Source organism: Streptomyces sp. NPDC059002 (assembly GCF_042740435.1).
Taxonomy (GTDB): Bacteria; Actinomycetota; Actinomycetes; order Streptomycetales; family Streptomycetaceae; genus Streptomyces.
Window position 1 is genome coordinate 172836 of sequence record NZ_JBHYJI010000011.1, and the last position, 22761, is coordinate 195596.

General features: G+C 67.8%; 22 protein-coding genes and 1 pseudogene. 14 read left to right on the plus strand and 9 right to left on the minus strand.

The features are described 5' to 3' along the window. Positions 1-18: 18 nt before the first annotated feature. A complete protein-coding gene (gene arsM / locus ACFWZ2_RS13450; protein WP_384545215.1) occupies positions 19-846 on the plus strand; it encodes an arsenite methyltransferase in 828 nt (275 codons plus the stop codon). Between the two features lie 72 nt (positions 847-918). Here arsM and ACFWZ2_RS13455 read toward each other — a convergent pair whose 3' ends face one another. Beyond that, a complete protein-coding gene (locus tag ACFWZ2_RS13455) occupies positions 919-2154 on the minus strand; it encodes an FAD-dependent monooxygenase (RefSeq protein ID WP_384545216.1) in 1236 nt (411 codons plus the stop codon). Between the two features lie 122 nt (positions 2155-2276). Here ACFWZ2_RS13455 and ACFWZ2_RS13460 point away from each other — a divergent pair, with 122 nt between their 5' ends. Further along, the gene (locus ACFWZ2_RS13460) at positions 2277-2858 is read left to right on the plus strand and encodes a TetR/AcrR family transcriptional regulator (protein ID WP_384545217.1); all 582 of its coding nucleotides are present in this window, start codon (positions 2277-2279) and stop codon (positions 2856-2858) included. Between the two features lie 645 nt (positions 2859-3503). On the opposite strand, the gene ACFWZ2_RS13465 is transcribed toward ACFWZ2_RS13460, so the two are convergent. Further along, the gene (locus ACFWZ2_RS13465) at positions 3504-3704 is read right to left on the minus strand and encodes a hypothetical protein (protein WP_384545218.1); all 201 of its coding nucleotides are present in this window, start codon (positions 3702-3704) and stop codon (positions 3504-3506) included. Positions 3705-4024: 320 nt separating this feature from the next. Here ACFWZ2_RS13465 and ACFWZ2_RS13470 point away from each other — a divergent pair, with 320 nt between their 5' ends. The 3 genes from ACFWZ2_RS13470 (at position 4025) to ACFWZ2_RS13480 (ending at position 7806) form a co-directional block, all read left to right on the plus strand. Then, on the plus strand, positions 4025-5215 hold the full coding sequence (locus tag ACFWZ2_RS13470) for a hypothetical protein (protein ID WP_384545219.1): 1191 nt from the start codon (positions 4025-4027) through the stop codon (positions 5213-5215). A 67-nt stretch (positions 5216-5282) separates the two neighbouring features. Continuing rightward, on the plus strand, positions 5283-6080 hold the full coding sequence (locus ACFWZ2_RS13475; RefSeq protein WP_384545220.1) for a hypothetical protein: 798 nt from the start codon (positions 5283-5285) through the stop codon (positions 6078-6080). A 202-nt stretch (positions 6081-6282) separates the two neighbouring features. Next, positions 6283-7806, plus strand: a complete 1524-nt coding sequence (locus tag ACFWZ2_RS13480) for a DUF4157 domain-containing protein (RefSeq protein ID WP_384545221.1) — start codon at positions 6283-6285, stop codon at positions 7804-7806. Between the two features lie 168 nt (positions 7807-7974). On the opposite strand, the gene ACFWZ2_RS13485 is transcribed toward ACFWZ2_RS13480, so the two are convergent. Further along, positions 7975-8325 carry a hypothetical protein gene (locus tag ACFWZ2_RS13485; protein ID WP_384545222.1) on the minus strand — a complete coding sequence of 117 codons (351 nt, stop codon included), beginning with the start codon at positions 8323-8325 and terminating at the stop codon, positions 7975-7977. Positions 8326-8896: 571 nt separating this feature from the next. On the opposite strand from ACFWZ2_RS13485, the gene ACFWZ2_RS13490 reads away from it, so the two are divergent. Further along, positions 8897-11020 (plus strand): alkyl/aryl-sulfatase, encoded by a 2124-nt coding sequence (locus tag ACFWZ2_RS13490; protein ID WP_384545223.1) that lies wholly within the window; start codon positions 8897-8899, stop codon positions 11018-11020. A 141-nt stretch (positions 11021-11161) separates the two neighbouring features. On the opposite strand, the gene ACFWZ2_RS13495 is transcribed toward ACFWZ2_RS13490, so the two are convergent. Beyond that, positions 11162-11506 (minus strand): hypothetical protein, encoded by a 345-nt coding sequence (locus ACFWZ2_RS13495; RefSeq protein WP_384545224.1) that lies wholly within the window; start codon positions 11504-11506, stop codon positions 11162-11164. Positions 11507-11725: 219 nt separating this feature from the next. Continuing rightward, positions 11726-12577: an alpha/beta fold hydrolase gene (locus ACFWZ2_RS13500; protein WP_384545225.1), complete on the minus strand. Its 852-nt coding sequence runs from the start codon at positions 12575-12577 to the stop codon at positions 11726-11728. Between the two features lie 103 nt (positions 12578-12680). On the opposite strand from ACFWZ2_RS13500, the gene ACFWZ2_RS13505 reads away from it, so the two are divergent. The 4 genes from ACFWZ2_RS13505 (at position 12681) to ACFWZ2_RS13520 (ending at position 16490) form a co-directional block, all read left to right on the plus strand. Then, a complete protein-coding gene (locus ACFWZ2_RS13505; RefSeq protein WP_384545226.1) occupies positions 12681-13094 on the plus strand; it encodes a winged helix-turn-helix transcriptional regulator in 414 nt (137 codons plus the stop codon). 98 nt (positions 13095-13192) lie between these two features. Continuing rightward, complete coding sequence (locus ACFWZ2_RS13510) at positions 13193-13576, plus strand: VOC family protein (RefSeq protein ID WP_384545227.1); 384 nt, start codon at positions 13193-13195, stop codon at positions 13574-13576. 456 nt (positions 13577-14032) lie between these two features. After that, positions 14033-14767, plus strand: coding sequence for a S1 family peptidase (locus tag ACFWZ2_RS13515; protein WP_384545228.1), 735 nt, complete (start codon positions 14033-14035; stop codon positions 14765-14767). A 775-nt stretch (positions 14768-15542) separates the two neighbouring features. Further along, positions 15543-16490, plus strand: a complete 948-nt coding sequence (locus tag ACFWZ2_RS13520; RefSeq protein ID WP_384545229.1) for a trypsin-like serine peptidase — start codon at positions 15543-15545, stop codon at positions 16488-16490. Positions 16491-16573: 83 nt separating this feature from the next. On the opposite strand, the gene ACFWZ2_RS13525 is transcribed toward ACFWZ2_RS13520, so the two are convergent. After that, on the minus strand, positions 16574-17374 hold the full coding sequence (locus ACFWZ2_RS13525) for a hypothetical protein (protein ID WP_384545230.1): 801 nt from the start codon (positions 17372-17374) through the stop codon (positions 16574-16576). A 629-nt stretch (positions 17375-18003) separates the two neighbouring features. Here ACFWZ2_RS13525 and ACFWZ2_RS13530 point away from each other — a divergent pair. Both ACFWZ2_RS13530 and ACFWZ2_RS13535 read left to right on the plus strand, forming a co-directional pair. Next, positions 18004-18351: a hypothetical protein gene (locus ACFWZ2_RS13530; protein ID WP_384545231.1), complete on the plus strand. Its 348-nt coding sequence runs from the start codon at positions 18004-18006 to the stop codon at positions 18349-18351. 172 nt (positions 18352-18523) lie between these two features. After that, positions 18524-18797 (plus strand): annotated as a pseudogene (locus ACFWZ2_RS13535) (hypothetical protein); the annotation flags it as partial. A gap of 15 nt (positions 18798-18812) precedes the next feature. Here the strand turns inward: ACFWZ2_RS13535 and ACFWZ2_RS13540 are convergent. After that, positions 18813-19835: a GNAT family N-acetyltransferase gene (locus ACFWZ2_RS13540; protein WP_384545249.1), complete on the minus strand. Its 1023-nt coding sequence runs from the start codon at positions 19833-19835 to the stop codon at positions 18813-18815. A 175-nt stretch (positions 19836-20010) separates the two neighbouring features. Here ACFWZ2_RS13540 and ACFWZ2_RS13545 point away from each other — a divergent pair, with 175 nt between their 5' ends. Both ACFWZ2_RS13545 and ACFWZ2_RS13550 read left to right on the plus strand, forming a co-directional pair. Continuing rightward, positions 20011-20853, plus strand: a complete 843-nt coding sequence (locus ACFWZ2_RS13545; protein WP_384545232.1) for an SDR family oxidoreductase — start codon at positions 20011-20013, stop codon at positions 20851-20853. 49 nt (positions 20854-20902) lie between these two features. Beyond that, positions 20903-21439: a DinB family protein gene (locus ACFWZ2_RS13550; protein WP_384545250.1), complete on the plus strand. Its 537-nt coding sequence runs from the start codon at positions 20903-20905 to the stop codon at positions 21437-21439. Positions 21440-21523: 84 nt separating this feature from the next. On the opposite strand, the gene ACFWZ2_RS13555 is transcribed toward ACFWZ2_RS13550, so the two are convergent. Both ACFWZ2_RS13555 and ACFWZ2_RS13560 read right to left on the minus strand, forming a co-directional pair. Then, positions 21524-22249, minus strand: a complete 726-nt coding sequence (locus ACFWZ2_RS13555) for an IclR family transcriptional regulator C-terminal domain-containing protein (RefSeq protein ID WP_384545233.1) — start codon at positions 22247-22249, stop codon at positions 21524-21526. After that, positions 22246-22761 (minus strand): RNA polymerase sigma factor, encoded by a 516-nt coding sequence (locus tag ACFWZ2_RS13560; RefSeq protein WP_384545234.1) that lies wholly within the window; start codon positions 22759-22761, stop codon positions 22246-22248. Before ACFWZ2_RS13560 ends, ACFWZ2_RS13555 begins: the two co-directional genes overlap by 4 nt.

The following is a 22761-nucleotide window of genomic DNA, read 5'->3' on the forward strand; positions in this document are numbered from 1 at the left end:
CCACCCAGGAGGCACTCCATGAGCGATCCGTCCACTGACCTGCGTGAGGCCGTCCGCGAGCGCTACGCGGCTGCCGCCGTCCAGGTCGCCGAGGGCGGCACCGCCTGTTGCGGCCCGCAGGCCATCGAGATCGACGACAACTTCGGTGCGACCCTGTACGCGGCCGACGAGCGCGATGCCCTCCCCGCCGAGGCCGTCGCCGCCTCTCTCGGCTGCGGCAACCCCACCGCGGTGGCCGACCTCCATGAGGGCGAGCGGGTTCTCGACCTCGGTTCCGGCGGCGGCATCGACGTCCTGCTCTCAGCCCGACGCGTCGGGGCGACCGGCAAGGCGTACGGACTGGACATGACCGAGGAGATGCTCGCGCTGGCGCTGGCCAATCAGCGGAAGGCCGGTGCCACCAACGTCGAGTTCCTCAAGGGCGCCATCGAGGCCATCCCGCTGCCCGCGAACACCATCGACGTCGTCATCTCCAACTGCGTCATCAACCTGTCGACGGACAAGCCCGCCGTGTTCGCCGAGATGTTCCGCGTCCTGGCCCCCGGCGGCCGCGTCGGCATCTCGGACGTGGTCGCCGACGACGTACTCGCCCCGGCCCAGCGCGCGGAGCGCGGCGACTACGTCGGCTGCATCGCCGGTGCGCTGTCCTTCGCCGAATACCGCGACGGCCTGGCAGCGGCCGGTTTCACGGACATCGAACTCATCGCCACCCACGCCGTCGCCGACGGCATGCACTCCGCCATCGTCCGAGCGGTCAAGCCCACGGCGGTTTCCGGCGCCGATGCCCAGGCGCCCACCGCCGTGGTGGCGAACACCGGCTCCTGCTGCGGTGGGAGCGGTTGCTGAAGCGGTTGGCTGCAGACGCCGACATCGGCCCCCCAGCCCCGGGAGCCGTCCTGAGCCCGTCCGGCCGGACGGTCAGACGCTCGGACTGGTCTGCGGCGGAGCTCCGTTCGGACTGCCGGTACGGCCGTGTTCCGAGGCGGCGAAGGCGCGGTTGACGAGCGGGCGTGCGGCCGTCGACTGGAGGGCGCGCATCGCCAGCGCGTTGACGCGGATGCCCAGCGCGGACTTGGGGGCCATGGACACGACCCGGCCGGGCGGGAGTTGCTGGGCCGAGGCGGTCCTGGGCCGCATCGTCCGCTCGAAGGCGGACAGCGCGGCGGGCACCCCGGAGGTGTCGCCGGGCGCACCGGCGGCCCGGAGCGCGGCCGTCAGTTCGGCGGCGCCGCGCAGGGCGAGGGCGGTGCCGAGGCCGCTGAGCGGGCTCGCGCACCAGGCGCTGTCGCCGAGCAGGACGGTCCGGCCGGTGTGCCAGCGCGGCATGTGCACCTGGTCGTAGGTGTCCAGGGCGAAGTCGTCGGCCTGCCGGGCGGCGGCGAGGAACTCGGGGGTGCGCCAGCCGACGCCGGCGAACGTCCGCTCCAGCAACGCGAATTGGGCTTCGCGGTCGCGCCGCGGGGGCAGCGTGCCGGCGGCGAAGGTCAGGCCGATCTCCTGCTCCCCGGGGTGGCCGGGGCGGGCTGCGACGCCTCGGCGGCCGGGCGCGTTGTGGATGAGGAACCAGCCGTCCAGCGGCGGCGTCCCGGGCTGTTCGGTGAGGGTGAACCAGGCGTGCGCCAGGCCGAGGGGTTTGCGGTAGCTCGCCTCAGGCCCGAACCGTAGCGCGCGGACCCGCGAGTGCGCGCCGTCGGAGCCGACCACCAGGTCGAACTTCTCCTCCGTGCCGCTGCGGAAGCGGGCGAGCACGCCCGTGCCGGTGTCCTCCAGGGCGTCCACGGTCTCGCCGAACCGGTGCGTCACGCCCGGCCCGGCCGCCTCGTGGAGGATCCGGGCGAGGTCGGTGCGCAGCAGTTCCTCTCGGGAGACGTAGCCGCGCCCGTCGAACGCCTCCACCGGCATCTCGGCGAGGCGCCGCCCCCGCGCGTCGATCCAGGCCGCACCGCGCTGCGGCACCAGGCGGTCCAGGGCCTGCTGGAGGAGTCCGGCGTGCTCCAGCACCTCCCGGCTGTCGCCGCGCAGGTCGACGGTCTGGCCTCCGGTGCGCAGGGCCGGCGCGATCTCCGCGACGGTGACCGTCCAGCCGTCCCGTTCCATGAGCAGCGCGAGTGTGTCCCCCGCGATTCCGCCGCCGACGACGAGTGCGTGAGCCATGAGGGCCTCCGGATTCCGCTTCGGTCTGCGAGGCACCCTCTGCGCCTCTGATGCGAATAATTCGCGTTTAACGTAGACCCGTCGGCCGCACTAATGCAAGAGATTCGCGATAGAGTGAAGGGGTGACGCAAGCATCAGGGACAGCCCGACCCGGAGGCCGCACCGCCCGCACTCGCGAAGCCGTGCGGGCGGCCACCCGCGAACTGCTGGCCGAATCCACCGACGGCACCGTCGAGATCGCAGAGGTGGCGGCCCGCTCGGGCGTCCACCTCGCCACCATCTACCGGCGCTGGCGCACCGCCGACGGCCTGATCATCGACGCGGTCGTGGACGAGCTGGACAGCCGTTCCCCGCTCCCTGCGACCGGCGACCTGCGGGCCGATCTGCAGACCTGGGTCACCAACCTGCTCACCGACCTGGCCCGCCCCGGCCACCTGACCTTCTTCCGGGCCCTGCTCCGGGCCGGCAACGAAGGGCAGGACGCCCTGAGCTTCGCCGAGCCCCGGATCCGCCAGATCCAGGCCACCCTGGACGCCGCCGACGCCACCGTGCTCACCTGGATGGACATCTTCGAACTGATCCTGTCCCCGGCCTACGTACGCGCACTGCTGTCCCTGCCGATGGACCCGGCGACGGACGCCGTGCGACTGGTCGACAACGTGCTCACCATCCGGTCGGCGCGCGAGCAGCGGACGGGGGAGTGACCCGGCAACGGGCTCGCGCCTCCACCAGCGCTGGTTGACCCAGCCGTCCGGCCGTCCCGGAACGGCTCCTGAGTTCCAACCGGGCCACCCGCGATGCTGCTGCGGCATGGATCAGCGAGGTTGCCGGGTCGCCGACCACGGTTCGATTGATCCCTTGGGCTGTGACCGTTGAGGCGGTCCAGTCGCCCGGCGTCGGGATCACGACGGGGTGCGTCAGCCAAGCTCCGAAGCCAACCGCGCGCCACCGACCACGAACCCGGAGACCGCCCACCGCCGCACCAGGCGATCACCCCTGTCGAGGCCGCCCGCAGCAGGAGCCGTCCGGGATGTTGGCGAGCTGCTGCTCGTGGTCGACGTCGGGGTTGACGTTGGAGGGGCCTTCGTTGTCGAGGAGGGCTTTGAAGGTGTCGTACGCGGTGATGCGTTCGGCGACGACGTCGAGTTCGTCGCCGCTGTCCTTGACGTGGAAGCGGATGCGGTCGTCAGCGGTGAGGTCTTCGAACTTGGGGTAGCGGACGCGTACTTCGATGGTCCTGCGGCCAGGCTGCCACCAGGTCGAAGTGCTGCTGGTAGACGCTACCTCTCCTCGGTCTGCCCCGGTCGCGGTTCCCCCGGGCCGGGGCTTCGCTACGCGAGGACGGACCGTCAGGTCGACGTGGTGGTGTTCTTCTTGATGTCGTCCACGAGGCCCATGACGCCGCTGACGGGCTCGTTGTAGATCTTCACCCCGTGCTCGAGGATCTTCGCGGCCATCTTCAGTTCTTCAGCCGCAGTGACCGGCGGCTTCCCCTGCTCCTCACGGATCTGATCACTCAGCTTGATCACTTGCTCGCCGATGTTGTCCACTTCGCAGCTCCCACAGTTCCGGGCGAACGCGCAGGGGTCCATCGTCACGCATCGCCAATTACGGCTGATAGAAGGGCAACAGTAAAGAACTAAGCCCATTCGGCGCCTACTGGCGCATGGCCCATTTTCTCCGCAGCTGCCTCACACGTCGTGACGTGAGGCGCCACGGAGACGTGAGGCGCCACGGAATCGCAGAACCACGTCTCAAGCCCGGGCCGAGGCGGTGAACTCCGAAGGGGATGGAGGGAGCTCACCGAAGATATGCGACCCCTGTGACGGCGCCCTTGTTGATTGAGGGGCATCCGTGAACGATGACGAGCATGGATGGGGAGACAGCCAGGCACATCATCCGCGTCGAGAACCAAGCGGCGCGGGAGTTGCTGAGGGCGGGGCTGATCGAGAAGGGGCGCGAGGCCGAAACCCTCGCCGAAGCCCTCCGCCCATGGGCAGAAGGCAGACGCGTAAGCAACTGGAGGGAGTGGAGGCCGCCGGACCGGGCCATAGGGCCCGAGCTGTTCCGCGCTCTCTCCGCGGCGTACCAGTGGCGGAACATCCGTCCCCTTACGGGCCGCACCTGGCACTACGACCACTTCAAGGGCGAGCGCCCGGTTTACCCCGAAATTGATGGGGACGAGATCCCTATCTTGGCCAAGGACTTGTCGAATCCTGGCGCGCGATACCTGGGGGGCGCGATTGACTCCACTGTGTGTCTGGTTCATGACGGCCTCAAGTACTGCGCGCAATTCTGCCGGGACGCTCGCCCCCCGGAAGTGGTGCTCGTTGTGCCGGATGAGGTCCATCCTCCCCGCCACGGTCGGCTCAACGATGGGGTGCTCGCCAGGCTCCTGACCGAAGACCTCATCAATCAGATCAAGGCCGGCCGGGCGATGGAGGCTGCCCTCGCCGCCGGGGAGCCCGTTGTGTCAACCGTGCACGACTGGTGCCGGGACGTGGCCGGGGTTCTGGCGGGTCTGACGCCGGAGGCAGGACAGGGCTTCGCGTACTTGATCAGTGACAGCGTCGCCTGCGAGAGCCAGTACATCGCCGATGCCAGCACCCTGCGCCGGGCCTATCTGGCCCTTGCCCTGGCCTACCTGGAAGAGGTGCAAGAACGCATGCCGGACTACGCCGAGGCATCAGGACAGGAGCCCCGTGTCTCGATGAGTATCAGCGGAAACACCATCTATGGCGGCCAGTTCGGCGCGCAGATCGCGAACATCGACTCAACCATCGCAGGTGTCGCCCAGCAAGGCAGCCGCGAAGTGGCCGACGCACTCAAGGCGTTGGAGCAGGCGGTGCTGTCCCAGGAGGGGCTGGACGAGGAGCAGCGCAGGGACCTGCTCGACAACGTCGGGTATCTCGCGGAGGCCGCCGAGACGCCTCCAGGGCAACGCAACCGCGGCATCATCAAGTCCGTCCTGTCCGCACTCTCGCTCGCGGCGACCAGCGGTGACGACCTGAACAGGACGATGGAGACATGGGGTGGAGTGCTGCACGGGCTCATGCCCTGAAGCTCGGCCGAGGCGGCCCGCGCCACTGTGGCGCCCTGCCGGGTCCTCGGGGCCGTCCCTTGCCCCCGTGGGCGACATCGCGTCGAGCGTCATGCGCGGGGAGAAGGACAAGCAGAAGCTCCACGGCAAGAAGTCCAAGGTGGACAAGGGGCTCGACAGGCTCCTCGACCGCCTCACGCGCAAGAGTGAGCGCGGCCGCAAAGCCGTGGGCGCGGACTGCGTGGGACCTGACCGTACGTATGGGACGGCCTACGACCGAACCCGCACCGTCAAGTCGATCAGGGCGAAGGCCATGAGGCTGGTCGACGTCGCAGCCGATGCCCAGGACGAGAGCGGCGTGCCCGTCGCGACGCAACTCCAGGACGATGTAGGGCAGTTGCTGTTCGACACGGGTGTGGGCATGGCGCTCGACGCCGTTCAGGAACCGACCTCGGGTGCGGCTGACCCGGCACGCGCGTTCAACCCCCGCCCCAACAGGGGGCAGGACAAGAAGAAGCTCGCCGCGGACTTCACCTTCGTGGCGAACGTTTCCGATGCCCTGACCCCGGTGGGCGGCCTCGCCACCACCGTCCTTGAGGGCTCGACGGACGCGTCGGCACTGACCGCGATGAAGACCCAGGCAGAAGAGGGCCTCGACGAACTCCTCGCGATCATGCCTGGAGGCAGCCCCTACGCGCGAGGTGCGGAGTCGGAGCTGCGTGCGACCGTCAGGGCCGTCAAGGCGAACGTCGCCGAGCTGGTCGACGCGGCTCTGCGCTCTGACCAGGGCGGCTCGAGCGCCACGACGGAAGCCGCCGTGGGCCTCAACGGCGACCTGGATCACCCGGGACCAGAGACTCGCTCCTGCTCCACATCGCCTCAGTGATCACTGATCGTGCCGACGCATCCGGTCAACTGACCAGCAGACCCAAGAGATACGCGCTGGCGGGCAAGAGCGGTGCGTGAGTAAAACGTCAGTTTCCCGTTAGTGAGACGGACAAGACTGTCCGCGGCCTCTCCACTGCCACGTATGGCGTCTCCCAAGAGGCCTTCCACTTGTGGCAGTCGGGCCTTTTGTACGGCAAGGCATGGCTGCTCCGGGCGTGTTGAAAGGTGATCGCGTGACCAGCAGGCATCCCCACAACGATCCGTCGCAGAAATCCGACCACCAGCCACGGGCCCTGGCACGCCGGGCCACCACGCCCGGGCGGGCGGCGGCGCCGACAGGTCTGATGGCGCTCCAGGCCGGTGCGGGCAACGCCGCGGTCGTGCAGATGCTGCGCCAGGCCGGTCATGCCTGGGTCCAGCCGGCGCAGCACCAGCACGGAGCGGGTTGTGGCCACCAGCAGGCCGAACAGCCCGCGGTGCAGCGTTCTGCCGTCCATGACGTCCTGCGCACCCCCGGAAAGCCCATGGACGATGCCACCCGCACCGACATGGAGTCCCGGCTCGGCGCGGACTTCTCCGACGTACGCATTCACAACGACAGTGCTGCCAGAGCCTCCGCCGCTGAAGTCGGCGCCCTCGCGTACACCTCCGGCAGCCACGTCATCATCGGCGACGGCGGCAGCGACAAGCACACGCTCGCTCACGAGCTCACCCATGTCATCCAGCAACGGCAGGGTCCCGTCGCCGGTACCGACAACGGCAGCGGGTTGAAGGTCTCCGACCCCTCCGACCGGTTCGAACGCGAGGCGGAGTCGCATGCCACGCGGGCCATGGCGGGCACGGTGGCTGCCTCCGAAGCCGCGGATGCCACTCCGGGTGCTCCCGTCTCTGCGACCGCCGCGGTGCAGAGGCAATCCGTGGTGTCCGGCAACTTGCTCGTGAAAAGAGGCCGCCACGACTTCAGGAACGACCTGTGTCAGGCCATGAACCTGGCGCCGAACCAGGCCCGCTGCCACACCGTCTCCTATGAACTCATGTCAGAAGGTGTCATCAGAGCTGTCAACGCCGCCCTGGCAGCCGCGAACTCTGACAACCTCGGCGAACTCTGGGGCCTGGTGGACGCAGTATTTCCAACTGCCGGAAATCTTCCTGCAATTCACCAGAATCACCCCAACGCGGTGGCACTGCAAAGAATCTGCACGGATGAGTTCAATAAGGCTTACGTGGCCCTGAATGACCTGAACAACCTCTTGACGCTGCCGGCCCGCAACGTGCAGGTCCTCAACCTCTGCAACACTTACGCCAACAATCTCATCAAGGCTCTCAACAACTCTCCCGCCAACCTTCGGCCCGGCGCGTCCAATACCAACAGCTCCATTCAGGGAGCACTGGACCTCACCCCCGTGGGTCCTCCGCAACTGCTGCGCCAGAACACCCCCATCGTGGACACGAACCAGACATACGACGAAAATGGGTACCGGCATACGCCGCTCGCGGTCGCCACTGATGTTCTGCGTGTCGCACCCATGCATGAGGAGCAGGTCTGGAACCTGATCACCAGAACTGCAATTCCCCAAGTACACCTCTTCAGCTCCGGGGCCCAGCTGCAGACCTCTGACGTTCCGAACATGAACAGCGGAACAATGACACAGAACGCCCCCAGGCCTGTGGCAATCCAAGTTCCTGGATCAAATCCGCCCGTGTACTTCCTTTTCCAGCCCTGAGAGAAGCTACCGGCATGGCGAGTGAGGGGCTCTCGTCTTCGGCGATCAGGAGGTCGTCCGCCCCGGCCTGAAAGCGACGGATCCGACGTACCTTCCGAACGCTCTCTCACGCGCTATGCGGCTGAACTGCCTCGGCATCGTGGGGAAGCACGCGGGCCGGTCGGCCGTCTACTCGTAGGCCTGGCTCAGCGCCCAGATCGCCCAGAGGATCACGGCCAGCGGCAGCACGATGGCCACCGTGCCGAGCATGACGCCCGCCCGTGCCCGGAAGGGATCGGCTCCCTTCTGGGTACGCATCCTGCGCAGCGCGACGAGGCCGGAGGCGACCGCCCCGATCCCCGCGGGCACGATGAAGTACACGGGAAGGAAGCGGACCCACGTCGGAACCGGGACAGGCAGCAAGGGGCAGATGATCATGGCGACTGCGGCAGCGCCCAGAGCAAGTGACGTCGTGCCCCGCGGCCGCACCCGCACCGTCACCTGCTCACCGGAACCAGTCGTCTGCTCAGCGGAAGTCATGCTCCGGATGCTAGGCAGCAGATGCCGCGCACCGCTTGGGCGCGCATACCTAGACCGCTCTGAGTAGCGGCCACCGAACTGCTCAAGGCGATTCGAGCCCCTCACCCAGGCGGGGGTTCTGCACGCGGTGGTGGGCCGCGTTGCGGCGCTCGACGCGGTGGGTTGTGCCCCGGCTCGTTGCTGAGGAACAGCTCCCTCGTACCGCTTGCCCCCCCGGAACTCCCGGCGGTCACCGCCGCACAGGCCACGCACCGCGCCGGAACAGAGCACGTCGGCCTACTCCGGGATGACCAGCCCGCGCTCGCGCATCCGCTCGGCATCGGTCTTGAACGACACCGTGACCCCTTGCTCGGCCAGCGGCTCCATCACCCGCACCGCATCCATCGAGATGCCCCGAAGGCGGCAATGGGGGCGGACGTCCGATGCCGTCGGCGACGTGCTGGTAGTCGTGGCGGCCTGCCAGCCAGGCGGACCCCTTGGCCTGATCACTCTCTTGTGAGTAATGAAATGCATGCATAGCGTCACGATCGTTCTCGAACGGTTCCCGCACCTCTATGGAGGCGATTTCGCCATGCCCATCGAGCCCTCGGCCGCGGTCTCCGCGGCAAACCAGCAGGTCACCGAGGCGGTCCGTGCCGCAGACGAGAAGAACGGCCAGGACTTCGCCGACGCGAATCGAGGCCTGATCGCCCCGCCCGACGTCTCCGCCATCATGTCCCGCAAGGATCCGAAGGAGATGGTCTGGGACTTCGCCGCGTACGCCTTCCTCGATCCGAATCAGCGCACGGACATGCCCTCGGTCAACGGCAGCCTGCTCCGGCAGGGCGAACTGACCGCCATCGCCGGGCTGTTCCAGGTCACTTCCTGTTCCGCCTACCGCATCTACCAAGTGCGCGGCTACGACCTGTCCAACATGACGATCGTCGAGTACGACGCGGGCCTGATCATCATCGACCCGCTCGCCTCCTACGAGACCGCGCAGGCCGCCCTCCAGCTGTTCCGCGACAAGACGGGACTCAGCAGGAACCAACGGCCCATCAAGGGCCTGATCTACACCCACTGCCACGTCGACCACTTCGGCGGCTCCCGCGGCCTCTTCCACGAGGTGGGCGATCCCTTGGAGCCGGACATCCCCGTCATCGCGCCGGAGGGCTTCCTGGAGCACGCGGTCAGCGAGAACATCTACGCGGGTCCGGCGATGGCCCGGCGCGCGCAGTACATGTACGCGGCGCAGCTCGACCGGGGCCCGTCGGGGCAGGTGGGTTCGGGCCTGGGCCTGACAATTTCCACGGGCGAGGTGACCCTGGCCCCGCCGACCACGTACATCGGCGGCCCGGAGCACAAGCCGGTCCCGAGCGGCAGTTGGCAGAGTTCGTACGTCATCCCGTGGCGGGAGGGGCTGTACGCGCTCGACGAATTCGGCTTCCCGCTGATCTTCCAGCTGACACCGGGCACCGAGGCGCCGGCGGAGATGAACATCTACTTCCCGGACGCCAGGACGCTGTGCATCGCCGAGAACGCCGTGCACACCATGCACAACATCCTCAGCCTGCGCGGCGCGCAGGTGCGTGATGCGCACGCCTGGGCGAAGTACCTCACCGAGGCGATCCAGACGTTCGGCAAGGACATCGACGTCCTGTTCGCCTCGCACCACTGGCCGTTGTGGAGCGAGCCGGAGGGCGCGGAGCCGCCCAACCGGCGCATCCTGGAATTCCTCGACAAGCAGCGCGACATGTACGCCTACCTCAACGATCAGTCGCTGCGGCTGATCAACGACGGTTACACGGGCCCCGAGATTTCCCAGCAGCTCGAAACCCTCCCGCCCGGCTTGCGCGACCATGCCTACAACCAGGGCTACTACGGCTCGATGAGCCACAACACCAAGGCGGTCTACCAGCGTTACATGGGCTGGTACGACGGCAACCCCGCCCACCTGGACGAGCTGCCGCCGGAGCAGTCGGGCGCGGCCTACGTGCGGGCCATGGGCGGCGTGGACGCGGTGCTGGCCCAGGCGGAGGAGGCCTATCGCACCGACAGCCCGAAGGGGTTCCGCTGGGCGGCCGAGCTCCTGAACAAGGTCATCTTTGGTGCGGCCGAGGCGGACAGCCAGATCTCGGCAGAGCGGCTCCAGCGGGCCAAGGACCTTCAGGCCAAGGTCTTCACCCAGCTCGGCTACGCCAGCGAGAACGGCACCTGGCGCAACTTCTACCTCACCGGTGCCCAGGAAGTCGTCGCGGGCCCCCAGCCGTTGATCACCAGCCAGACCTCCGCCGACCTGATCCGCAGCACGACCCTGGAGCAGTACTTCTCCGCACTCGCGCGGAGCGTGGACGGGCCGACGGCTGCCGAGCAGTACCGCGTCCCGATCGCGCTCAACTGGGTCTTCACCGACGAGACCACCGGCGCAGAGACCGGCCAGAAGTGCACCACGACGCTCCGCAACGGCGTGCTGGTCTTCGTGGACGGCGGTGACCGCCTCCTCGAGGCGCCGCACGCCACCATCAAGCTGGCCCGCCAGACCCTCGACAAGCTCGCCGAGACCCCCGGCTTCAAGAAGAACTTCGACCAGGCGGTGCAGGACCGGAAGATCACGCTGGAGGGCGAGAACGCCCAGCAGGCGGCGGACAGCGTCTTCAGCACGCTGACCCTGCCCGACCCGATGTTCCCGATCGTCACGCCGTTGCCGCGGAACTGACACCGTGTACTGACAGCGTGTATCGGGCCTGCTTCGCGGCGCCGTCCAGGGGCAGGCCCGAGCCGTCAGCCGCGGGCCGCGGGCCGGGGCCCGGAATCCAGTCGCCTTGGCCTGGGCGGGCCTGGCTCTTCTGGCGGCAGCTCAGGAGCATCGGCGTCCCATCTTCGCCGACCGGCGGTTGTACCCCTTGGTGTCCCACCACTCCTCCATCAGGCCGCGCACCAGCTGAACCAGTTGGCGAAGACGCTCAGCATCAGGGGCAGACGCGGTGAATACGTCCACAAAGGATTTGTCGCCCCACGGCAGAGTGAACACCCAGCACTCGTCAGCGTGCCCCTTCCGTTCGACGACGAGCCCGTAGGTCAACGTGACACTGCGGTTCGGTTGGTGGTCTACCGTCAGGTCGGTGACGTTGAACCTGATCGCGTCATCATCGGTGGTGAATGAGCGAGCCAGGACACGCTCAGCCGGCGTGGGAGTCGCCATGTGCACCTCTCATCTTGTACAGCCTCCTACAGACAGATAGCAGGAGTTGCTCGCGGTGGGCGGTCGACGGGCGCGGCGGGTCATGCGCCGCAGGCTGGAGCCGCGGAGTTCCCAGTTGATGTCGCGCTTGCTCTCGCACGCGCGGCAGAGCGGGCGGCTGATCAGGGTGCGCAGAACGGGCCACTGGGGCGAGTATCGAAAGCCCGCCCCCGGCCCTGGTCAGGCCGCTTTCGCGTTCTCACCGGTCAGGAATGGATGCAGCAGTTCGAGCAGGGCGTGCGGGCGGTGCAGCGGGATGATGTGGCCGCAGTCTTCGATGACGTGTCCGGTGAGATCGTCGGTGACCGGGCGGAGTTGGCGTTCCAGCGCCGCACCGACGGGCTGGGCGCCCAACGCCATCGTCGGCACCGTGAGGCGGGCGGTGGCGACCGCCTGCTCGATCTGTATTGCGCTTTGGGGGAGTGCCCGGTAGTAGGAGAATGCGCGGCTCAGCGCCTGGCGGCCGGTGTATGCGCGGACGAAGGCGTCCCGGAGGGCGGGGCGCACCCCGTCGCCGAGCGTGCCGGTGTGCAGGAACCAGTCGACGTAGGCGGCCTCGTGGCCCTCCAGCACGGTCTCGGCAAGGCCGGGTGCGGCGGAATGGAAGCCGAACCACCATGGCGGTCCGTCGGCGAGGAAGTCCTCGGCGCCGGGCAGCGTGCCCAGGAGGGATTCCATGACGACCAGGCGCCGGACGAGAGCGGGGCGGTGCAGGGCGAGGAGGAAGGCCGGCGCGGTACCCGCGTCGATGCCCACCACCGCGGCCGAGGACACGCCGAGCGTGGTGAGGAGCGCCGCGGCGTCCTGGGCCAGGGTGCCCGCGTCGTACCCGGAGGCGGCCCGGCTGCTCGCGCCGAATCCGCGCAGGTCCGGTGCGATGACGCGGTAGCGGTCGGACAGGTCGGCCATGACGTCGGTCCACATCTCCCAGGTGTGCGGGAAGCCGTGCAGCAGCAGTACGGCCGGGCCCGATCCGGCGAGAGCGACGTTGAGTTCGACTCCGTTGACGGGGACGCGCCGCAGTTCAGGCATGGGGAGGCTCCAGGTGTGTGGTGAGGAATGGTGACCAGGTCACGCTATGGAACTAACCTGGGTCGTCCAAGACGGCACTTTCCCTTCAGGTGGTGAGCCCTGAGTGACCACATCGAGGCCCGGCGAACCCGGTCGGCGGCCCGGTGAGCGGGGTGATCTGCTGGATCCGTACTGCCCGACCCGCCAGTTGCTCGACCGCATCGGCACCAAATGGATGTCGATGGTGGTCAAGGTGCTGGCCGAGGAGGCTCCGGACGAGCTCCGTTTCGCGGAACTGCGCCGCCGTATCCCCGGCATCTCCCAGAAGATGCTGTCCGTCACCCTGCAGAGCCTGGTCCGCGACGGGCTGGTCGCGCGCCGAGTGGAACCCACCGTGCCGCCCGCCGTCCACTACCGGCTCACCGAGCTCGGCCTGTCCCTCGAAGGGCCGCTCTCCGCCCTGCGGGTCTGGGCCGAGACACACATGCCGGAGATCGACCGCAGCAACCAGCTCGCCGACGCGACACCCCCCAACTAGGCGTGTATCGAAGGTGCTGCCATGTGCCTGAGCTGCGTACGCGAAAGCTGCGCACAACTCCGTGGCGTCTGGAGTGGAAGTAGGGAAGGCTCGCGCACATGGTTGCGATATTGCAGAACGTGGCGATCGACTGTGCGGATGCCTACGAGCTGGCTCGGTTCTGGAGCGGAGTGACTGGCCGTCCGCTGCATCCGGAGGACAAACCGGGTGACCGGGAGACTGAGGTGCTGCTGGCGGAGGGCCCAGTGCTGTACTTCAACCAGGTGCCCGAGCCCAAGAAGACCAAGAACCGGATCCATCTGTGTTTGCGCCCTGAGACATCGCGTGAGCAGGAGGTGGAACGGCTGCTCGGTCTCGGTGCCACCCTTGTCACCGATCACCGGAATCCCGATGGCTCCGGCTGGGCAGTCCTAGCTGACCCCGAAGGCAACGAATTCTGCGTTCTTCGCAGCGAGTCCGACCGAGCCGCGACGAGTTCCTGACGCCCACGCGCCATCCCGGCCGGCTTCGTATGACCGCTGGTCACAGCCACTCGTTGACGGCTGCTACGAGGACACGCCGGAGGCAGTCCTGGCCGACGGAGCGTAGGCGCGGTCATCACGCAACCGGCCGACCGGATCGCCACGCGCAAACGCCGTGGCCGATCCGGCGGTCGGCTGCCGACCTTGACCGCGCCACCTACAAGCTGCGCAACACGGTCGAGCGATGCATCAACAGCTCAAGCAGCGCCGAGGACTGGCCACTCACTACGACAAGACCGCAACCATCTGCCTGGCCGGACTCCACCTCGCCGATCACGTTCTCGGCTGAGGCTGCAACCGGGGCCGGGGCCTGCCATTTTGCTGTCCTGAGGCAGTAGAGCTCGTGCGGAACGCTTTTGCTCAGCGGGGCCTCTCACTACCTGTACAGCTGTACCCCCCTGAAAGGAGTTGTTCTGCATGGTGCGTCGCTTTCGTGTCCTGCTGCTGACCGCCCTGGCGCTGCTTGTGGGCTCGGTGATGTCGTCCGCTCCGGCCTTCGCCGTCATCGGCGGGTCGAAGAGCACCTACGGTCCGTGGGCGGTGCGCATGCTCGTTGACGGCAAACCGGCGTGCACCGGGACAGCGGTCGCCCGCCAGTGGATCCTCACCGCCTCGCACTGTTTCTACGAGCAGGCACTGCCGGTCGCCGACAAGCGGATCTCCTTCCGGGTGGGCAATCTCGACATGCGGAGAGGCACCACGGTCCGCCCCATACCCCGCAAGCGCGTGGGCAGCGCGCACGCCGACATGATGCTCGTCAAGGTCGCGCCGATGAATGTCCGCACGGCGCGCCTGGCCACGGTCGGCGTCCACCGCGGCCAGGCCGTGCGGCAGTACGGGTGGGGCGCCACCTGTACCACGGACGAGAGCGCCTGCCAGTCTCCCGTCCTCAAGCAGTCGGACCTGAAGGTCGTACGGCCCAACGACCCCCTGTGCGCGGGTCACACCGCACCGGGCGGCCCCGACTTCTGCATGAAGAAGGTGTCCGGGATTCCCGCCGGGGGCGACTCCGGCGGCCCGGTGATGACCGTCGGCCCGCGTGGCACCGAAACCCTCATCGGCGTCTTCAACGGCTCCGACCGGGAGAAGAGCGCCGAGGCCGGAGAGGTCTCCCAGCAACTCGCCTGGATTCGCTCGGTCATTCGGCGATAGCGCCGTCACGGCACCGGCGCCGTGTCATCGAGGCCGACGACGAAGGACTTGGTGGGCACCCTCGCGTGAATCACCGGTGGGCCCCGCGGTGTGCGGGCGGGCGGGCGGCACGGCTCCGGCGAGTGTCTGGTAGTTACGCGCTCGTATGCCGGGCCGTCGCCGAGGGGGAGTGGCGGCAGGCGCGCCGCGCGTCCTTGACTGCGGTGCAGTGAAGTTCGCCCCACGGCGCCAATGGCCTGACCCTCTGGGCATTTCGGCCGGGTGTCAGTGGTGTCTGGGACCGTGGGGGCGCGGGCGGCAGTGTGCCTCCGGTTCAAGTTCCTGAACCGGAGTGGGCTCAGCCCTCACTGGGTTGGGGTGTGCGATGCCGTGCTTTCGGGGATCGGCGTCCTCGATCCCGGAGAGGTGGCCTGGCACGGGTGGCTGACCGAGTCCGAGCTGCGGCGGACTCTGCAGCAGTGGATCTTCACTCCTGACAGTCAGGAGATTTTCGATCGGTATCTTTCATGCCGCGCTGACCCGGCGTCTTCGCGGAGAGCCTGATCGGAACGGGCACGGGCCCATTGATTCCGTCGGGTTGGGTGGTGTTGCGCTGCCACCGACGCAACGCCTCCGCCCGGATGAGGGGCGGCATGGGGAGTCCGGCTATGTGGGTCGGGGCGACGGATTAACGTATTGACCGGCCCCTGACAATGCGTGCACGCTTCCCCTCGCACGTCGATCCGCACCGCACAGCCAACCCGGCTCATCCCCACTGCGGCAGAAGGAGACACGCGTGAGACTCCAACGCACCGCCACAGCAGTTCTGTTGGCCGTCGGAAGCCTGTTGACCGGATCCCTCGCGGCCACCACCGCGGGCGCCGCTCCGGCGCCCACCCCCACCACGTCGTTCCAGCATCATGAGGCGGCCGAGGGATTCTGGACGGCTGACCGGATGCGCCACGCCACGCCGCTCGACCTGGACCTCTCCCGCTCCGGGGCGAAGGCCGTGAAGACGCCATCTCCTGGGGCGGAGCGGAGCGTCGTCTCCCCGACCGTCATCCCGCAGCCGGGTGGCCCCTGGACCGGCAACGGCGCCGTGGTGAAGACGACGGGCCGCGTGTTCTTCACCTTCGAGGGGCGTACGGCGTCCTGTTCCGGCTCCTCGGTCACCAGTCAGAACGGCTCAACTGTCCTGACTGCCGGGCACTGTGTGAAGTACCGGGGCGCCTGGCACACGAACTGGGTCTTCGTCCCCGCCTACAACGACGGCCAGGCCCCCTACGGCCAGTGGTCGGCGACCAAGACCCTCGCCACCGATCAGTGGGCGGCCAGCGAGGACATCAACTACGACGTCGGCGCGGCCGTCGTCGCCCCGCTGAACGGCAAGAAGCTCGCGGAGACGGTCGGTGCGCAGGGGCTGGAGTTCAACGGCGCCTATGGCAGGGCGATGTACGCCTTCGGGTATCCCGCCGCGTCGCCGTACGACGGGAAGAAGCTGATCTACTGCAGCGGTACCGCGGGCAGGGACCCCCTGGGCATGACCAAGGACCACGGCCTGGGCTGCAATATGACGGGCGGCTCCAGCGGCGGCCCCTGGTTCACCTCGTTCAACGAGTCCGCCGGGACCGGGCTGCAGGCGTCGGTGAACAGCTTCGGCTACACCTTCCTGCCCAACAGGATGTTCGGCCCGTACTTCGGCAATGAGGCCAAGGCGGTGTACGACAAGGCCCAGACCTCCTGAACGTCCACGGGCCGTGACCCCCTGTCCGTCCCACCACGGGGCGGGGCCACGGCCCGGCCCGAGGTCAGTGCTGTTCGGCCGGTTCACGTCTCACGACGGTTGCCCTGGTCGTCGCAGGGCAGGTCGGCGCCGGGGGCGTTGGTGTGGAAGTCGCGGGTGGCCTGCCGTTCGGCCTCGGTGATCGCGGTCGGTTCGACGACGATGACGCCGCTGAAGGGGCGGTCGACGTCCCGGATGATGCACAGGGTCGTCGTCAGCAGAGCGGTGATCACGGCGAGGGTGATCAGCTGGCCCCGGTTGTTCCTGCGGGGGAGGCAGATGCCGAGTCCCATGACCGTGATGGTCAGGGTGGCCAGCAGGAACCAGAAGATGGCACTGGGGACGCTGGCGGTGGCCTGGGTCAGACGTTCCTCGCGTTCGTCGGAGCGCTTGTTGTCGGCGGTGACCAGCATGCCGAAGGCCGGCTTGCCCTCCAGGTCGCGGAAGGCGTGCCGGAAGTCGGTCGACCACACGCTCGGCGCCGTCGAGGCTTGCCCGCGGGCCATCGCGGGCCACTCCTGCTCGCGCACGGCCCGGGCGTAGCAGGCGGCGTCGGCCTGGACCTGCGCGCGCTGGGCCTTGGGCGCGTACTCGGCGGTCTCGACGAGCTGGTCCAGGGCGCGGGCTTCACCGCGGGAGGCGACCTCGGCCTTGCCGTACGAGCCGTTGGCGGTGACAAGAACGAAGGCGAGCAGCAGCACGGTCAGGGTGAGCAGTGGGCCGACGAGGTCCTTGACCGCCATGCCCTCGTCATCCTCGGCAGTGATCAGCCGCGGCCGCAGCCAGCGGTTCGCGGCGAGCCCCGCGAGCAGAGCAATCACGGCAACGACGATGACGAGAACCATGGACGGCCACCTTCAAGGGCGCGGGGGATTCCCCGTGCCGGACCGGTCCGGGGCGCTGAGATCCTCACTGCCTCTGGGCCTCTTGAAACTGGCGAAACGTTCGTTCGCCTTCGATCGGATGACCGCACCTACTCCGAAGAGACCTTCGAAAGAGACCTTCGAAAGAGACCTTCGAAAGAGACCTTCGAAAGAGACCCTCGAAAGGGGCCTTCGAGCCCAGGACCCCAAGTCGTCGTCGGCACGGGCGGGAGCAGCGCTGCTCACGGCGGCAAGCGTGAGGGGGGCGGGACGGTGCCTCTTGCCGGCCGCTTCTGGAGGAGGGGCGCGAGCGCTGGCGGGTCGTCAAGTGAACGGGGCAGAAGTTCGCTTCGGGCCGGCAGGCACTCAAGAACTGCGAGCAGGATGACGGGACCGTAACCCTGACACCTGAGGCACCTGCTGCTGCCGATCGGCGACAGTGCGGCGAAGTCCCGGCAGATCTCCCGGCCTCGAGCGTGCACCTCCCGGTGACGTGTGTGAACGCGCCTCTGAGGCGCTTGATCCGTTCGGCTTATGATGCGGTTTGTTGCGCCCGCCACTTCGCGTGCGGGGACGAGGGGGAGCGCCCTGCGGGACTCATCCGGCAGGACATGGTCGGCACCTACCGTGCCGACCCCTTCGGGACGGTGATGCTCAAGGATGACGGGACGTTCAGCGCCACCGACTGGCCCGAGTTCGACTATCCCCAGGATCCGGAGCGTGCGGGCGGTGGCACCGGCACCTGGAAACTGACGCCGGAAGCAGATGCCGTGGGGACGATGGACGACGACATCGAGCTGTCGTTCAAGAGCAAGCGGTTCCGGGACTCGGACTTCGGGTCCCGGCGGGACGCGTTCGGGTTCGGGTTCGCGGTCGCGGGCAGCCGGGAGAAGCCCCGTATGTATCGCTTCACCACGGACCCGGACGTCTGCGAACTCCACACGCTGCGCCGCAAGTAGCCGTTCCGGGGCCGCAGGGCGCCGGTGCGTCGGCCGGTCAACGTCCGCAGGACTCGTCACCGACGCTGCCCGCCGCAACGATCCGCCCTCAGGGCCGGGCACTCGGCCCGTTGGAGGCGGGTGCCTCCTCGTGTGCGTTATCCGGCATTGCGGTCAGCGCCTCGTCGGCCGGGCGACCTGTCACCGCACCCACGGCGTCACCTACTTCCACGGCTGCTGCTACTCCGTCGGCGACGACACCCTGTGGGGCGTCAACCGGCGCCGCAAGGGCACCGCCAACAGCCTTGCCGCGCTGAAGTCGATCCGTGCCGCCCGCCCTGACCTACGCCTCCTGGGCCAACCCCATCGAGGCCCACTTCGGCCCGCTGCGGCAGTTCATCCTCGCCAACTCCCACCACTCCATGGGGAGGACGTCCCTTTGCCGAAGCAGCCTGAGCACACGGTGAATTCTGCGCAGAGCATCAGAAGGGCAGGCCCCGCAGGTCCGCACTGATGGTGGGATGAGGCAGGCTGGCCAGGTCGTAGATCATGGTGATCAGTGGCGAGATCCGCGCGCCGTCGGGCTGTTGGACGGTGACGGGCACCGAGAGCCGGCTCCATCCCAGCTGCGTGTAGAACGGAACCAGGTCCGGGCGGCAGAGCAGAATCATCGTCTCGGCGCCGGCCGCTCGTGCGTGTTCGACCGCCACGCTGATCACCGTCCGGGCGATGCCCCGGCCTCGATGAGCGGGGTGCACCAGCACACCACCCAACCCCGCGACACGGCGCGGCAATCCATCAAAGACCATGTCCCGCAGCAGCCATCCCGCGGATGCCACCGGCCGGCCTTCGAAGACAGCGGTGAGGGTGTGCTGCTTGTCAGCCCACACCAGACCGAGCCCATTCACCCCGAAGGGATCGGGCAGGCCATCGCGGAGTGCGGCTCTGTCATCACGAGAACCGGGGCCCGGCGCATGGACCAGCTGGAGCTCCGTACCACCGTCGTTCACCACATGCTCCGCAGCGGCCACGGCGGTGGGGTCAAACCGGTAGCGCAGACAATGCAGGCCACTGGACTGGACAGTCCCGTCCGCCTGGGCGCCCAGGCGGCGCAGTACCGCGATCGAGGCCGTGTTGTCGGGCAGGACGAACGCGAAAACAACGGGAAGTGAGAGACGGCGAAGTGCCAGGTCCAGGCATGCGCGGCCCGCCTCGCCGGCGATCCCACGGCCCTGCGCCCGCGGATGCAGGGCGAAACCGAGGTCGACTCCGTGCTGGGCCCGATTGCGCAGTCCCACCCGGCCGAGAAACGCGTGCGTTGCGGCATCCCTGACCGCGAAGTCACCGTAGCCGTGTCTGGTCCAGTGGGCGACGTGGTCGTCGCACATGACCTCGGCCGCGGATCGACTGTCCGCCCGGCCGGTCGCCAGCCATCGCATGACGCCGTCCTGACTGACCACAGCCGCAAAGAGATCGTCGCTGTCCCCGCGTCGGATCGGCTCCATCACAAGCCTCTGGGTACGCAGAACGGGTCCAACTAACCGGGCCACTCAGCAACTCCTCTCGACCAAGGATCGAAAGAGAGCCTACCTGGCAACTCTTTGGAACGATCAGGAGGCAGCCAGTGGACCTTTCCGGCCACGGCACTAGACGGCCCTTCCCGCCATAGTGTGTCGGGCCATGACCTTGCTCATCATCGGCGCCGGCGGTTTCCTCGGTGGGGAACTGGTACGACAGGCGACGGCTTCCGGGTGTGCCGTTGCCGCGACCTTCACGAGAAATCCCGGTCGCCTCGCCGGGGCCAAATGGCTGCGACTTGACCTTCGCAACCACGAGGAGATCGTCTCGGTGCTCGACGAAGTGGATCCACGTGTTGTGATCAACACGGCTTCCCGGAAGGCAGATTGGGCGACCACAGCGGAGGGCGCCATCCGGGTAGCGATGGCCGCAGCCGACCGGGGGGCACGGCTGGTTCATGTGTCCAGCGACGCGGTCTTCTCCGGAGCTCAGGTCCACTACGACGAAGCCGCCACGCCAGATCCGATCACCGCTTACGGCGCCGCAAAGGCCGCTGCAGAGACCGCGATTCGCCTTTTGGCCCCTGCGGCCGTCATCGCCCGAACATCGCTGATCATCGGCGATGGGGATTCCTGGCACGAGACGTTGGTGCATGAATTGTCCGACGGGCGCCGTGAGGGGGCCCTGTTCACCGATGATGTCCGTTGCCCTGTGCATGTGTCGGACCTCGCCGCGGCGATTCTGGAACTCGCGTCCTCCGATCACGCCGGGATCCGTCACATCGCGGGGCCAGACGCGGTCAGCCGCTACGAACTCGGCCTCCTGATCGCTCACCGCGATGGACTGGACCCGGCCACTCTGTCTGCCGGACGACGGGTGGACACAGGCATCCCTGGACCGCTGGACGTGCGTCTGGACAGCAGTGGAACCCAGCGCACTCTCCGCATCAAGGTGCGAGGGGCTCGCGAATTCCTGTCGGGCGAGGCCTCAGATACGGCCAGGTGATCGTCCTCACGAGAATCTTGCCTAAATCCGCAACTCACGTACATGGCCGCTGGGCAGAGGGCGGGCCCGTCGCGGTGGCCTGGACGGTGGTGAGAAGGAAAGTCTGCACGCCGCTCTGGATCGACACCGCGACGCGGTCCTATGGAAGCTCGAGGGGCTGGATGAGGACCAACTGCGTCGCCCCGTGGCCCCGTCGGGTATGACCCTCTTGGGGCTGGTCAAGCATCTCGCTGGTGCCGAACTCGGCTGGTTCTGCCTGACGTTCGGCCGGGGGTGTGAACCCCTTCCCTTCGAGGTCGAAGGTGAAGTCGAAGGCGACGAGGCATCCGACTGGTATGTGGCTGCTGACGAGTCGGCCGAAGACATCCTGGACTTCTATGCCCGTGCCCGGACCGCCGCTGACGAGGCGATCGAGGGCCTCGACATTGACGCCACCGGCACCGCCTTCGCGTTCTTCGACGGCGCAACGGTGTCCCTTCGCTGGGTGCTGATCCACATGCTTGAGGAAGTCGCCCGGCATGCGGGGCATGCGGACATCTTGCGGGAGTCTGTCGACGGTTTCACCGGAGATCACAACTGGGGCTGACGCATCCACCCTGTCTGACAGGGAGTTCAGTGGCCTTCTTCGACCAGTTGGGCCAGGGCGGGCCTTTGCGCGTGAGGCGCCTGGTCATGAGGGTGAGGTGGAGGAAGTCCTTCGACCAGTTGATGGGCGGGCCACGTGGTTCTCCCGTGGAAGGCTCTCCGGCGGTTGGTCGGCCCCTCCCGTCAGAGCACGGTCGAGTGCCGGGCCGGCCAGGCGGAGGAGAGTATCGGCCACGGCCCTCAGGCGGTGGGCCTTCTCCAGGGGCAGGTAGGCGGCTACGGATCCGATGCGGTCGGCGGCACTGACGGAGACCGCGGCGGAGGCCCAACCCACGCTGTACTCCTGCAGGTCCAGGTAGAACGGCGGCTGCGAGGAAGGGGTGAGGAGCTTGTGGAGGAGGAGGCGTTCGCTGGTGATGGTGCGGGACGTCAGCCGTGCCATCTTGTGGCGCGCCAAGTGGTCGCGAAGGGCGTCCTCGTCGAGTTGTGCGAGCAGGCACTTGCCAAATGAGTGGGCGTGAGCGGACTGACGGAAATCCACCCACTCGGTGACGGGTGGAGCGGTCGGCCCGGATGATTCGGCGACCACCTGGACCTCGCCCTCTTCGTAGACCGCGAAATACATCGAGGCCCCGATCTCGTCGCGCAGTCCTTGGAGCACCCTGTCGATGGACGCGGTGACGGCGTCCGGCAGCGGGCGGGACGGCAGGGATGTGAGGAAGAGCCGGTACCGCTGGGCTGTCTCCTCCTCGCCTTGCCACAGCTCGTCGACCGCTTCGACCGCTGCCCTGAGCCGCCTGTCGATGTTCATGAGCGGTCTCCTTCTGTGCCGCCGTCCCCGAGTATCGCCCTGAGGGTCTTTCTGCCTGCGTGGACGTGGGAGCGTACCGTCGCCGGGGTTGTTTCCATCGCTTGCGCGATGTCTTCGTACTCCATGCAGAACTGGAGTCGCATGGCGAGGGCTTCCTGCTGGCGTGCGGGGAGTTTGCGGACGGCGTGGATGATGTCGAGACGCAGATCGCAGGCGGCGATTTCGTCCTGTGCGGCGACCCGGTCCCGTAACGTCGCGGCGTCGAGAAGCAGGCCCTGGCGGTTGCGTGCCTGGCGGGCGTCGTCAAGGCGCTGGCTGGCGACTTTGAACAGCCAGCCCCGGGGGTCGCTCATGGCGCCCACGCGCTCCCAGTAGCGGTAGGCGGAGAGCATGGTGAGTTGAGCGGCGTCCTCGAGCACACTGTGTTCCGCCTCGCGCCAGAGCAAGTAGCGGCAGACCGTGGGGTGGTAGGTCTTGAAGAACCTCTCGAATCCGGGTGGTCCTTGGGGCAT

Bases quoted from the DNA above. Each gene is read 5' to 3' on its own strand.
- ACFWZ2_RS13500 (WP_384545225.1), bottom strand. From the start codon at position 12,577: ATGCCTGAACTGCGGCGCGTCCCCGTCAACGGAGTCGAACTCAACGTC.
- ACFWZ2_RS13480 (WP_384545221.1), top strand. From the start codon at position 6,283: ATGGCTGCTCCGGGCGTGTTGAAAGGTGATCGCGTGACCAGCAGGCAT.
- ACFWZ2_RS13560 (WP_384545234.1), bottom strand. From the start codon at position 22,761: ATGCCCCAAGGACCACCCGGATTCGAGAGGTTCTTCAAGACCTACCAC.
- ACFWZ2_RS13490 (WP_384545223.1), top strand. From the start codon at position 8,897: ATGCCCATCGAGCCCTCGGCCGCGGTCTCCGCGGCAAACCAGCAGGTC.
- ACFWZ2_RS13510 (WP_384545227.1), top strand. From the start codon at position 13,193: ATGGTTGCGATATTGCAGAACGTGGCGATCGACTGTGCGGATGCCTAC.
- ACFWZ2_RS13555 (WP_384545233.1), bottom strand. From the start codon at position 22,249: ATGAACATCGACAGGCGGCTCAGGGCAGCGGTCGAAGCGGTCGACGAG.
- ACFWZ2_RS13455 (WP_384545216.1), bottom strand. From the start codon at position 2,154: ATGGCTCACGCACTCGTCGTCGGCGGCGGAATCGCGGGGGACACACTC.
- ACFWZ2_RS13540 (WP_384545249.1), bottom strand. From the start codon at position 19,835: ATGGAGCCGATCCGACGCGGGGACAGCGACGATCTCTTTGCGGCTGTG.
- ACFWZ2_RS13525 (WP_384545230.1), bottom strand. From the start codon at position 17,374: ATGGTTCTCGTCATCGTCGTTGCCGTGATTGCTCTGCTCGCGGGGCTC.
- ACFWZ2_RS13485 (WP_384545222.1), bottom strand. From the start codon at position 8,325: ATGACTTCCGCTGAGCAGACGACTGGTTCCGGTGAGCAGGTGACGGTG.
- ACFWZ2_RS13495 (WP_384545224.1), bottom strand. From the start codon at position 11,506: ATGGCGACTCCCACGCCGGCTGAGCGTGTCCTGGCTCGCTCATTCACC.
- ACFWZ2_RS13470 (WP_384545219.1), top strand. From the start codon at position 4,025: ATGGATGGGGAGACAGCCAGGCACATCATCCGCGTCGAGAACCAAGCG.
- ACFWZ2_RS13545 (WP_384545232.1), top strand. From the start codon at position 20,011: ATGACCTTGCTCATCATCGGCGCCGGCGGTTTCCTCGGTGGGGAACTG.
- ACFWZ2_RS13515 (WP_384545228.1), top strand. From the start codon at position 14,033: ATGGTGCGTCGCTTTCGTGTCCTGCTGCTGACCGCCCTGGCGCTGCTT.
- arsM (WP_384545215.1), top strand. From the start codon at position 19: ATGAGCGATCCGTCCACTGACCTGCGTGAGGCCGTCCGCGAGCGCTAC.
- ACFWZ2_RS13530 (WP_384545231.1), top strand. From the start codon at position 18,004: ATGGTCGGCACCTACCGTGCCGACCCCTTCGGGACGGTGATGCTCAAG.